At 64.5% G+C, this 12006-nt stretch carries 11 protein-coding genes and 1 pseudogene; 9 read left to right on the top strand and 3 right to left on the bottom strand.

The genetic code is table 11. The features are described 5' to 3' along the window. Position 1: 1 nt before the first annotated feature. Entirely contained in the window at positions 2 to 877 is an 876-nt protein-coding gene (locus tag Q2M23_RS15235; protein WP_057018834.1) for a MurR/RpiR family transcriptional regulator, read from the bottom strand. Positions 878 to 1055: 178 nt separating this feature from the next. Between Q2M23_RS15235 and Q2M23_RS15230 the strand changes: the two genes are divergently transcribed. From Q2M23_RS15230 to Q2M23_RS15210, 5 genes are all read left to right on the top strand, one after another. Next, positions 1056 to 2243, top strand: a complete 1188-nt coding sequence (locus Q2M23_RS15230) for an amino acid ABC transporter permease (protein WP_410469729.1) — start codon at positions 1056 to 1058, stop codon at positions 2241 to 2243. A 1-nt stretch (position 2244) separates the two neighbouring features. Next, positions 2245 to 3366 (top strand): amino acid ABC transporter permease, encoded by a 1122-nt coding sequence (locus Q2M23_RS15225; RefSeq protein WP_316396009.1) that lies wholly within the window; start codon positions 2245 to 2247, stop codon positions 3364 to 3366. A gap of 251 nt (positions 3367 to 3617) precedes the next feature. After that, complete coding sequence (locus Q2M23_RS15220; protein ID WP_316396008.1) at positions 3618 to 4544, top strand: hypothetical protein; 927 nt, start codon at positions 3618 to 3620, stop codon at positions 4542 to 4544. Positions 4545 to 4892: 348 nt separating this feature from the next. Then, positions 4893 to 5402 (top strand): hypothetical protein, encoded by a 510-nt coding sequence (locus Q2M23_RS15215; protein ID WP_225646334.1) that lies wholly within the window; start codon positions 4893 to 4895, stop codon positions 5400 to 5402. A gap of 81 nt (positions 5403 to 5483) precedes the next feature. Beyond that, positions 5484 to 5606: a hypothetical protein gene (locus Q2M23_RS15210; protein WP_256520758.1), complete on the top strand. Its 123-nt coding sequence runs from the start codon at positions 5484 to 5486 to the stop codon at positions 5604 to 5606. 90 nt (positions 5607 to 5696) lie between these two features. Here Q2M23_RS15210 and Q2M23_RS44015 read toward each other — a convergent pair whose 3' ends face one another. Beyond that, positions 5697 to 5867, bottom strand: a complete 171-nt coding sequence (locus Q2M23_RS44015; protein WP_375166569.1) for a hypothetical protein — start codon at positions 5865 to 5867, stop codon at positions 5697 to 5699. Positions 5868 to 5913: 46 nt separating this feature from the next. Further along, positions 5914 to 6255: pseudogene (locus tag Q2M23_RS44010) on the bottom strand (DUF4274 domain-containing protein); the annotation flags it as partial. 567 nt (positions 6256 to 6822) lie between these two features. Between Q2M23_RS44010 and Q2M23_RS15200 the strand changes: the two are divergent. The 4 genes from Q2M23_RS15200 to Q2M23_RS15185 all read left to right on the top strand — a co-directional run bounded on the left by Q2M23_RS15200 (position 6823) and on the right by Q2M23_RS15185 (position 12000). Next, entirely contained in the window at positions 6823 to 7617 is a 795-nt protein-coding gene (locus Q2M23_RS15200; RefSeq protein WP_316396006.1) for a FadR/GntR family transcriptional regulator, read from the top strand. Positions 7618 to 7661: 44 nt separating this feature from the next. After that, positions 7662 to 9080: an amidase family protein gene (locus Q2M23_RS15195; protein ID WP_316396005.1), complete on the top strand. Its 1419-nt coding sequence runs from the start codon at positions 7662 to 7664 to the stop codon at positions 9078 to 9080. A gap of 23 nt (positions 9081 to 9103) precedes the next feature. After that, positions 9104 to 10549 (top strand): amidase family protein, encoded by a 1446-nt coding sequence (locus Q2M23_RS15190; RefSeq protein ID WP_316396004.1) that lies wholly within the window; start codon positions 9104 to 9106, stop codon positions 10547 to 10549. A 233-nt stretch (positions 10550 to 10782) separates the two neighbouring features. After that, complete coding sequence (locus tag Q2M23_RS15185) at positions 10783 to 12000, top strand: ABC transporter substrate-binding protein (protein WP_141343109.1); 1218 nt, start codon at positions 10783 to 10785, stop codon at positions 11998 to 12000. Positions 12001 to 12006: the final 6 nt, after the last annotated feature.

Raw genomic sequence — 12006 nt, 5'->3', positions numbered from 1 at the left:
GTCATCCTTTCTCGACGAAATATTGCGACATCTCGGCAAGCCGGCCCTCGGTCTCCTCCAGCTTGCGTTTTGCGCTCGCGCCGCCCAGCGTGAAAGCGACGGCCGCCAGCGACTGGGCGACTGCGATCGCGCCGGTCAGGCTCGGGAAGAAGCCGGGGGAGGAGGCGGCCTCGAACAGCAGCAGATGATCGGCGCCTTCGGCCATCGGAGCTGTGATGGTGTCGGCGATCGCGATCAGCGCAGCACGCGCCTGATGCGCCGCGCGCGCCGTCTCGACGCTGACCAGGGTGTAGGGCGCAAAGCCGATCACGACCACGGCGTCGCCTGAGCGGAAGGCGCCGTGGTCGAGATCGAACGGGCCGGAGCCGCCGACCAATTGCACGGCATCGGGGCGGAACAGGCGAAGCTGATAGGTCAGCAGTTCCGCGACGCTGCGGCAGCTGCGAAACCCCGATATCCAGATCCTGTCAGCGGAGTGCAGCGCACGCGCGGCTTCCGCGATCGCGCTCGCTGAAATCCGCGCAAGGCCCGCGGCCTCGGCCTCCAATTTGTCGTGCACCAGTTTGACATCGGCATTCGGCCCGGCGCGGCGGCTCCTGGCGCGGCCGGAGAACGGCGAGCCCTGCGCCGGCCGGCGCGCCTCGGTGAGTGCGGCGCGCAATTCGTCCCAGCCGGAATAGCCGAGCGCCTTGGCAAGACGGGTGAATGAGGCAGGATCAGCGCCGGCCACGGAAGCGAGCTCGCGCATCGAGCGGGTGGTGGCGTCGTAATCATTGGCGGCGACGAACCGGCCGACCTCCTGCAAGCGCATCGGCAGCGACGGCAGTGCGCTGCACAATTCGTTCAGGGGCGATGGTTTCGGCTGGGCCTGGGCCATGAAACATATGTTGCACAAATATTAAATTGGTGCAACATATGACGCGCGCAGGATTTGAGGTTGACGCGTCTTCTTCACGCGAACCGGGTATCCATCCCGGATCAAGTCCGGGACAGGCTTCGCTCGAAAACGCTCTTGCGCATGGCAGAAGATCGCTTCTCACTGGGGTCCTTGTGCTGTGACGACATCGACGCCGAAACGCCCTCCCGCCCGGCCCTGGCGGCTTTCGCTCAGCGATCCCCGCGTCGCGGGCCTGTTCTGGCAGATCCTGGTGGTCGCCATCGCAGTCGCCGTCGTCGCCTGGCTGTGGTCCAACGCGGTCCATAACCTCTCGGTGCGGCGCATCTCGACCGGCTTTGCCTTCCTCGGCCGTGAAGCCGGCATGCCGATCGCCGACAGCTGGATCGACTACACGCCGAAGAACACCTATCTGCGCGCGTTCATCGTCGGCGTCGTCAACACGCTGCGCGTCGCGGTCATCGGCATCGTGCTGGCGACCGTGATCGGCACGCTGGTCGGTATCGCGCGGCTGTCGTCGAACTGGCTGCTGGCGCGGCTCGCCGCCGTCTATGTCGAGGTGCTGCGCGACCTGCCGCTGCTGTTGCAACTCCTGTTCTGGTACGTGCTGATGCAGGGCCTACCGGCGGCGCGCCAGGCGTGGAAGCCGGTCGACGGGGTCTATCTGTCCAACCGCGGCCTGGTGCTGCCGTCGGTGCCGCTGCATGAGGCCAATGGCTGGACGCTCGCTGCGCTGGTCGCCGGCGTGATCGTCTTCCTCATCGTCAGGCGCCGCCTGATCGCGCAGCAGATGCTCGATGGCAAGGCGCGGCCGGCCTGGCCCTACGCGCTCGGCCTCATCATCGCGCTGCCGGCGCTGGTGTCGTGGCTTCTGGGTGCGAGCTGGAGCGTCATGCTGCCCGAGTTGCGCGGCTTCAACTTCGTCGGCGGGCTGACCCTGGCGCCGGAATATTTCGCGCTGCTGATCGCGCTGGTCACGTATACTTCGGCGTTCATCGCCGAGATCGTGCGCAGCGGCATCCAGGCGGTGCCGCGCGGCCAGTCGGACGCCGCCAAGGCGCTCGGGCTGAAGCGCAGCTTCGTGCTGCAACACATCGTGCTGCCGCAGGCGCTGCGCGTCATCATCCCGCCGATGACCAGCCAGTATCTGAACCTGACCAAGAATTCGTCGCTTGCGGTCGCGGTCGGCTACCAGGACATCGTCTCGATCGCCAACACCACGCTGAACCAGACCGGGCAGGCGATCGAGTCGATCGCGCTGATCATGATGGTGTTCCTCACCATCAGCCTCGGCATCAGCCTGTTCATGAACTGGTACAACGCGCGGATCGCGCTGGTGGAGCGCTGACATGAGCTCGGTCGCACATCTCCCGCAGGATCCGCTGCCGATCGGCCGGCGCCGCGCGCAGCGCACGCTCGGCGGCCAGATCGTGGCCTGGCTGCGCGCCAACCTGTTCGCGTCCGTGACGTCGAGCATCATGACGCTGCTGCTGCTGTTCGTGCTCGGCAAGGCGTGCATCGGCCTCTGGCAATGGGGCATCGCCAACGCGGTCTGGATCGTCTCCGGCAACGACACCAGCGCCTGCCGCGCGCTGCGCGGCGTCGGCGCCTGCTGGGCGGTGATCCCCGAGAAGTACCGCTTCATCCTGTTCGGCACCTATCCGTTCAGCGAGCAGTGGCGGCCGGCGCTCGCGGTCGTGTTCTTCATTGCGCTGTTCGTGGTCTCGAGCCGCCGCAGCTTCTGGCGCAAAGAGCTGTTCCTGCTGTGGGCTGCGGCCTTGATCGCGATCGGGTGCCTGATGTGGGGCGGCTTTCTCGGCATGTCCTTTGTCACGCAGGACCGCTGGGGCGGGCTGCCGGTGACGCTGATCCTGGCGACTTTCGGATTGGCGTTCGGTTTCCCGCTCGGAATCCTGGTCGCGCTCGGCCGCCGCTCCAAGCTACCGGCGATCCGCTCGCTCTGCGTGCTCTATGTCGAGCTGATCCGCGGCGTGCCGCTGATCAGCCTGTTGTTCATGGCGAGCGTCATGTTTCCGCTGTTCATGCCCGACGGCGTCAACATCGACAAACTGCTGCGCGCCCAGATCGCTTTTATCCTCTATGCCGGCGCCTATCTTGCGGAAGTGGTGCGCGGCGGTCTGCAGGCGGTGCCGCGCGGACAATATGAGGCCGCCGACGCGCTCGGGCTGTCCTACTGGGAGAAGAACGCGCTGATCGTGCTGCCGCAGGCGATCCGCCACGTCATCCCGCCGCTGGTCAACACCTTCATCGCCTTCTTCAAGGACACCAGCCTGGTCCTGATCATCGGCATCTTCGATCTCTTGACCACCGCCAAGACCGCGATCGTCGATCCGGCCTGGCAGGCCTTCAGCGTCGAGGTCTATGTGTTCGTCGGCGTGATCTACTTCGTGTTCTGCTTTGCGATGTCGCGCTACAGCCGCGGCCTCGAGGCGCAGCGCGCGCACGGCTGAGGTGGTGATCACGTTCGAGCGCGAAGCCTCGACCTCTATGCGTTTGTCTGGGTCGCATCGCATTTTCCTTCGTCGCATGGGACGTTTTTGGAGCCTGCCGTGATGGATCGATCCGCTTTGCGCGGAACCTGATATGCCCCATCCGGACAAGCTTGAGAAAGTGGAAAACATCTCCGTGAGTGTGTGAACCCCGGCAGCGGCAACTTGCACTCATGTGATGCGATCACGCCGCATATGAGGAGATCGATGCCATGGCGCCCCCGAAACGCTCGCCTCACCCGATCGAGCGACCGCCAAAGGGCATGCCCGTCCCACGCAATTGGGGATTGATGCAAGGCGGCATTCCCTACCGGCCCCACGGGCCCGTCCGACCGGGAGATACCCGGCCTCAGGAAGACTGGCACACCGTCGCCGAGAAGTTCAGTGTCGGAGTCAAGGAGCTGATCTATTTCAACTTCATGACCGACGACCCCGATGTCGTGAACTGGTACCTCAGCCACTATGTGGGATGCGTCAAAGTCAGCCCTAGCGGCAACAATTGGATGTTCAGCAATTCGGCCAATCCCGGCATCATCTACATCCCGCCCGTCGATCATGATCCGATCGATTTCGAGGCCGAGGATATCTGCGTCTGGACTCCAAATGATGCCAAGACGTTTCTGATGCGCCTGCTTGCGCTTGTGCAGGGCATGAAGGGCTACAAGGGGCAGCGTATCAAAAAGCTCGTGCAAGTGATCCTGAACGCTGGATATCCGGCGTGCCTGGACCTCTGGTACTACAACGATATGGTCATATCGGTGTATGTCGACATCAAGGAAGGCAACGCCAAGCGCCGCGAGATGATCAAGGCGACGCGCGGCGCGTTTCCGTTCAGTGGAGAGTCGGGTGTCTACGGGCAGCAGGGCAGCGAAGAGCGCCATCGCGGCATGTGGCAAATCCATCCGGTCAGAAGCCTGTTCACCGAATCTTGCGGCGCTTTCAATGCTCAGGCCATGAAGGACCGCTTGGAAGGCATCGACGAGGAAATGTACAGGGGCTGGTACGAGCTCGATATGGTATCCGCCAAGTCGAGCCAGGGCGGCGGCAGTGCCTTCGGAGAAATGGTCTGGGACTTTATCAACCATGTGAGGCTGTTGTCGGAAGACGAGAAGCACCTTTACTGGGCGTTTTCACAATAGCGGCCCATCGCTCGCTTGCCTCCCTCACATGCTGCATCCTTCGGTGCCGCCTGTTCGCATCCGCGGCCGTCTGCTTTGATTTCTGGAGCGGCCTGTTCTGGCTTTAACGATGCGGCAACCAAGACTTGGCCGATGCTTGGCGCAAAGGCGCGGCTGGCACAGAGTGCACTAGGCGATGTTCCGCCCGTAACTTATCTTGAGCGCCATTGGATTCGCGAGCGCGCGCGATGACAGAAATCATTGTTCGCGCGGGCATCGTTCGATCTGGACTGAACGCAAATGCTGCCGTTGATTTGTTGATTTGGTTCGGCCCTGACAGGGCGTTACTTTGATTTTTGCCGTGCGCCAATGGCCGAAGACAACGCCTCCTATCCCGAGAGTACCCGAAACCAGGTCCACGATGCCCTGCAAGGGTTTTCGACCGATGAGCTTCGCCAACTCCTGGCGGAGATCGAGCAACTCCTGAATGTTGAAGCCAAGCCTCGCCGACCGAGACTGCGACTGGCGGGAGGCACATACGTGAACGAGTATACCGCGCGCGCAAACATCGACCACTATCTGGATCTGCTGAAGCGCCCGGACGTTCCAACCAACACGAGATCGATGCTCAACAAGCGGCTGCTTGAGGAAGAAGACAAGCTCGGCCGCCGACATGAGCAACTGGAGTTTGCCGAAAGCAGGGCCGCAGCGTGCCGGGATCGCGCAGATCGCCAGCGGCGTCTGGCGGAATCGTTTGCCCCTGGTTCGGTTGACCGGGAGCAGGCCGAAAGGCTGCTGGTCAATTTCGAGGCGCTCGCGCAGTTCGTGGAGGGCTTTTGTCGCCAGATGCGCCACACCGTGAACCATAGTCCGCTTTAAGCGAGACGCCGCCTCGGTTCCGCGGGCTCCTCGTCATCACCATCGTCCAGCGTCCGGTCGCCCTTTGACCGCGTAGGCGCTTTGCCTCGGGGCGATGCCAAGCGACCGGGGGGTACGCTGTTCGTCGGCGTGATCTACTTCGTGTTCTGCTTTGCGATGTCGCGCTACAGCCGCGGCCTCGAGGCGCAGCGCCTGTCGAATTGAGGAGGCGTGATCATTCTTGGCAACAGCGCGGAAAGTCCCTGCCGCACCCGAATTGCTCGCGCTGCTGTTTCCAAGCCGTAAAGCCCAGCCTCAAATGGCAGTCCTCGTAGAAATACGCTGAATTCGCCTGCCGTCCGCCAAACCGGCGCAGTTTCGGTCCGGGCACTGTCCACGGCAGCGGACGACCACTGGCCTCCCGGCGCGCCACCAACTCGTCGTAGTATTGGACGTCGGACGGCTGAATTGAGGGCTGCAATTCATTGCGCAGATAATGTCCGCGTTGCCAGTTGTCGGCCACGCGCTTCATGAGATGCCATTTGCGCCGATAGCCGGAACTGAGTTGCGCCGGCTCCTCGTTGGCGAGCCCCAATGCCGCGATGAAAAAGTATTGCGCGGCCGTGCCGAGGTCGCAGTTCGGCTGCTCGAAGATCCATTCGATCACGCTATCCCGATCGTCGCTGTTGTGATCCCAGCTCTCGACGATGACGTGCCAGGTGTCGGGCGTCTGATCCTTGATCCAGAGCAGGAAGTCGTCGGGCTCGGTACTCAGCGCCGCATGCGGACACGGCCAATATTGCGACTTGAGTTCTTCGTCCGGCGCAGCCGCTTTTTTTCTGGCCTCTTCCTGCTGTTGCGCCACGGCCTGCATGGCGTGAACGGCATGACGACGCTGCCGCATCCGCTTTGCCGTCGCGGCGTCCAGCGGTCGCAAGAGGTAATCGACGTGAGCCTCGCTCTCGGGCTCGGGAGGCAGGAAGTAGACGGAAAGCGCTGCATCCAGGCGGACGATCGCGGCCGCAGGCAGCAACTGTATGGTGTCGCAGTACGACCGATGGTCGTGTCGCGCATCCCGATGCGCGCAGCGCGCGCTTCCAGCTCGACATCCGCGAGGAAGTAGTCCCACGACAGCCCCTCGAATGGCCGGGTCGCAAGGCCTTGAAACGTAATGCGGCTCTGGATGGCGCTTCGGTGGAGCGCAAGGTTTTCGTCGGACAGTCCCACGCCGCCACCGGATTGAGCCTGATCTCGAACTTCGTCGCCTGTCATGCCGGCCTCATTGGAATTTGCCGTGGCATTCTAGGCATCAGATGTTGATCGATCCTGAGTCCGCAGCGTCGATTTCTGCGTTCCTGGAACGGGACTATTGACCGATGTCGCCCGGGCGGCCGGCGGAAACGTCTTGCCATACCGTGCCCGACCTATTTATGATCATAAAATGGATAAATCGGCTCTCCCGTCCCTCGACCCTTCGCGCCGCGCCTCGATCAAGCGCAAGCGCTCGGACGCGGTCGCCGACCTGATCCGCAGCCACATTTTCCAGGCCGGCTTGCAGCCAAATGACCGGCTGCCGCAGGAGGGCGAGTTGATCGAGATGTTCGGCTGCAGCCGCTCGACCATTCGCGAGGCGCTCAAGTCCCTGGAGGTGCAGGGGCTGGTGCAGAACACCACCGGTCCCGGCGGCGGCGCGCGGGTGGCGCCGGTGTCGATCAACCGGATCGTCGGCCTGCTCAGCAACTACTTCTATTTCCAGTCGACCAGCACCGCGCAGATCTACCAGATCCGCCGGCTGATCGAGCCGGAGCTCGCCTTCAGCGTGGTCGGCCACCTCACGGCGGAGCATTTCGCAGCACTGGAAAAGGCGATCGCGGTCCAGGAGCATCATCCCCGTGGCGATGCCGATTGGGAACATCATCGCCACGCCGAGATCGATTTCCACGACATCCTGATCGAGGCCTGTCCCAACCCGCTGCTCGGCCTGGTGTGCCGGTTCGTCAACGAGGCCATCAGGCATCTGATCGGCAAGCTCGGCGTGCAGGAATTCGCATCCAGCTTCACCTGCGAGAATATCGAGTTTCACAAGCGTCTGATGGCCGCGTTCCGCTCCGGCAATGCCGCGCGCGCCCGGCGCGTGATGCTCGATCATGTGCTGAGCGCCGAAGCGGTGGTCGTTCCCGCGGAAGACCGGCGCATCGATCTGCCCGTGTTTCATCAGCCGTTGCGGCTCGATTGAACCGCATCGGCGGACTGCTGCATCACGCCCTGGAGAAAACGACAATGGACACGCGGCGCGAGAATGAGTTGTGGAGCTGGTCGGCCGTCGATCTGGCGCGTGCGATCGCGACGCGCGCGATTTCCAGCCGGGAAGCCGTGCGATCCAGCCTCGATCGCATCGCCGAGGTCAATCCGGCATTGAACGCCATTGTCGCTGTGCTCGCCGATGAAGCGCTGGCCGCCGCGGACGCGGCGGACGAAGCGGTGAAGTCAGGCGCGGAGCTCGGCGTGCTGCACGGCGTGCCGGTCACGATCAAGGTCAATGTCGACCAGCGCGGCTGCGCCACCACCAATGGCGTCGTGGCCTTCCGCGACGTGATCGCCACCGAGGACAGCCCGGTGGTCGCGAATCTTCGCAAGGCGGGCGCGGTCATTGTCGGGCGCACCAACACGCCGGCCTTTTCGCACCGCTGGTTCACCAACAACGATCTGCACGGCGCGACCTACAATCCGTGGAGCCGTCGGCTGACGCCGGGCGGCTCCAGCGGCGGCGCCGCATCGGCCGTCGCCTCCGGGATGGGCGCGATCGCGCATGGCAATGATTTCGGCGGCTCGATCCGCTATCCGGCTTACGCCTGCGGCGTCGCCGGCCTGCGTCCGACGCCGGCGCGGATTCCGGCGTTCAATCCGTCGGCAACCAGCGATCGTCCGATCACCGCGCAGATGATGTCGGTGCAGGGGCCGCTGGCCCGCTCGGTCGCCGATCTCGGGCTCGGCCTTGCCGCGATGGCCCAGGCGGACGCGCGCGACGGCACATGGCTGCCGGTGCCCCTGCAAGGTGCGCCGCTCAAGCGTCCGATCGGTGTCGCGGTCGCGCCCGCGCCGTTCGGCGACGAGGCGCCGGAGGTGAGCGCGGCGGTGCGCGCTGCCGGACGCTGGCTCGCGGAGGCCGGCTTTGCCGTGGAGGAGACCGTGCCGCCGCGGCTCGCGGAGGCGGCCGATCTCTGGCATCGCCTCGTCATCAATGAGGAGCGGCGCGTGCTGGCGCCGATGATCCGCAAGTTCGGCGACGATCGGAGCCGCTACAATCTCGAGTGCCATATCGCCTACGCGCCCGAGCTCGACGGCGATCAGGTGCTCGCCTGCTTCGAGCAGCGGCTGGCGATCGTGCGGGCCTGGCAGCTGTTCCAGGAGCGCTATCCCGTCATCATCCTGCCGGTCTCGGCGCAACTGCCGTTCCGTTTCGATCAGGATCAGGAAGACGCGGCGGTGGTCCGCGCGCTGCTCGACGCGCAGCGGCCGCTGCTTGCGGTGCCCGCGCTCGGCTTTCCGTCGGTCGTCGTACCGACCGGGACCGCCGAGGGCGTGCCGGTCGGCGTGCAGGTGATCGCCGGCCGCTTCCGGGAAGACGTCTGTCTCGCAGTGGCCGAGCTGATCGAGGCGCGTGCATCAAAGCTGACGCCGATCGACCCGCGAGACTGAACCAACAACAAGCACTGGCCATCATGGGAGAACATCACGTGACGAATGCACCGATCTGGCACTGGTCCGCCGTCGACACGGCCGCGGCGATCCGAAACAACCAAGTGACGTCGGAGGAGGTGGTTCGCGCCCATCTCGACCGCATGCAGGACGCCAATCCGGCGCTCAACGCCGTCGTGGTCGATCTCGGCGCGTCTGCGATGCAGGCGGCGAAGGCCGCGGACGAGGCGCTGGCCGCGAGCAAGCGCGGAGGCGGCGCCGTCGGGCCGCTGCACGGCGTGCCGGTCACGATCAAGATCAACATCGACGTCGAGGGCCAGGCCAATTCGAACGGCGTGGTGGCATTCAAGGACAACATCGCGCCGGGCGACTCGCCGGTGACGGCCAATCTCAGGAAGGCCGGCGCCGTCATCATCGGCCTCACCAACACGCCGGAGTTCTCGCTGCGCGGCTTCACCGACAACCCGCTGCATGGCCTGACGCGCAATCCCTGGAATGCCGACGTGACCTGCGGCGGATCGTCGGGCGGCGCCGGCGCGTCGATCGCGGCCGGCATCGGCACCATCGCGCATGGCAACGACATCGGCGGCTCGCTGCGCTGGCCGGCGCATTGCAACGGAATCGCCACCATCAAGCCGACCCAGGGCCGCATCCCGGCGTTCAATCCGAGCGCGACCGCGGAGCGGCCGCTGATGGCGCAGTTCATGTCGTCGCAAGGGCCGCTGGCGCGCCACGTCGCCGACGTGCGCCTCGGCCTCGAGGTGATGGCGAAGCGCGACCCACGCGATCCCTGGTACGTGCCGGCGCCGCTGACGGGGCCGAAGCCGGCCGGGCCGATCAAGGTCGCGCTCGCAAAGATCCCCGATGACATGGCGACCGATCGCAGCGTTATTGCGCTCCAGCGCAAGGCGGCGGATCATCTCGCCGATGCCGGCTATGCGGTCAGCGAGGTCGAGGTCCCCGACCTCAACAAGGTCTGGCAGCTCTGGTGCGACCTGATCATGACCGAGGTTCGCGTGTTGCAGCAGGACCAGATGCTGGCGACCACCAGCGCCGACTTCCAGAAGACGTTCCGCGGCTTCATGGCGCTGGCCAACCCGCTCGACCAGGCCGGCTACATGAAGGCGATCGCCGAGCGCTCGCGCCATATCCGGAACTGGATGACGTTCCTCGAGCAGTATCCGCTGGTGCTGATGCCGACCACCGTGCGCAAGACGCCGGAGGTCAACGCCGATCTCGGCGGCGATCAGCGCGTCAAGGATTTGTTCTGGAACGACCTGCGCTTCATTTCGTCGATGAACGTTCTGGGGCTGCCGGCGGCCGTGGTGCCGGTGGGTCTCGATGAGGGATTGCCGGTCGGCGTCCAGATCGTCGGCTCGCGCTATCGCGAGGACATGTGTCTCGACGCCGCCGAGGCGATCGAACGCAAGGCCGGCGTTCTGGCACGGCAATTGTGGCAGCGGCGCTGAGGCGATCTCGACGCCACCACGCATTATCCATTCGTATGATTCAACGCACGCCGCGGCGAAATTTCGTCGCGGCGTTCGCATGATCGGAAATGCGAGCGTGCCGGGGTCCAGCTGTGTTCCTTCTCCCGGAATTTCTGAGCGGAATCGCAGAGCGCCATGCCGGCGACGGGGTTGTCGGCGATCCCTGATTGCTTCAGGAGATCGTCCGAAACGTCGAAACCCCTGGGAACGAAATGTCCATCACGAAACGCTCGCATGTCCTGGTCGCAATTGCCGTGTGTCTCTCATTTGCGGCCGGCGCTGCCCGAGCGGAGGATGGCGTGCTGCGGGTCGGCATCATCACCGACATGAGCGGGCAATATTCCGACGGCAATGGCCCGGGATCGGTGATCGCGGCGCAGATGGCCGCGGAGGAAATCGGTGGCACGGTCGCCGGACGCAAGATCGAGATCATTTCGGCGGATCACCAGAACAAGCCTGATGTGGCGACCGGCATCGTGCGCAACTGGATCGACAACAAGGGTGTCGACGTGATCGCCGAAGGCGTCAATTCCGCGGTGGCGCTCGCGATCCAGACCGTGACGCGCGAACGCAAGAAGCTGTTTCTGATCTCGGGCTCGGGCTCGTCCGATCTCACCGGCAAGCAATGCTCGCCGACGAGCGTGCAGTGGACTTATGACACCTATGCCTCCTCGAACGCGACGGCGAAGGCCGTGGTTGCGCGCGGCGGCACGCCCTGGTTCTTCCTGACGGCGGATTATGCGTTCGGCCAGGCGCTGGAGCGCGATGCCAGCAAGGCCGTGACATCGGCCGGCGGCAAGGTGCTGGGCGCGGTCCGCCATCCCTTCGATACCGCCGATTTCTCGTCGTTCCTGCTGCAGGCCCAGTCCTCCGGCGCCAAGATCCTGGCGCTTGCCAATGCCGGTTCCGACTTCCGCAACGCGGTGTCGCAGGCCGACGAGTTCAATATCCGCGCCAGCATGCAGGTCGTCGCGCTGCAGGTGACGCTCACCGACGTGCCCGCGCTTGGCCTCGCGCATGCGCACGATCTGCTGTTCACCGATTCCTTCTATTGGGATCGCACGCCGGAGACGCGCGTGTTCGCCCAGGAGTTCTTCAAGCGGCACGGGGCGATGCCGACCGCCTATCAGGCCGGCGTCAACTCGGCGCTCCGGCACTACTTCAAGGCAGTTGCCGCCACCAACTCGGTCGATTCGGAGACTGTGATCGCGCAGATGCGCAAGACCCCGGTCAATGATTTCTTTGCCCAGAACGGCCTCGTGCGCGAGGACGGCCGGATGGTGCACGACATGTATCTGATGCGCATCAAGAAGCCGGAAGAGTCCAAGAGCAAGTGGGACCTCTACGAGTATCTCGCGACGGTGCCGGGCGACCAGGCCTTCCGTCCGCTCGATGAGGGCGGCTGCCCCTACGTTGCCAAGTCGCACTAGCCCTGT

Source organism: Bradyrhizobium sp. 33ap4, from assembly GCF_032654765.1.
GTDB lineage: Bacteria > Pseudomonadota > Alphaproteobacteria > Rhizobiales > Xanthobacteraceae > Bradyrhizobium > Bradyrhizobium australafricanum.
This window is presented reverse-complemented; position numbering and strand designations above follow the sequence as displayed.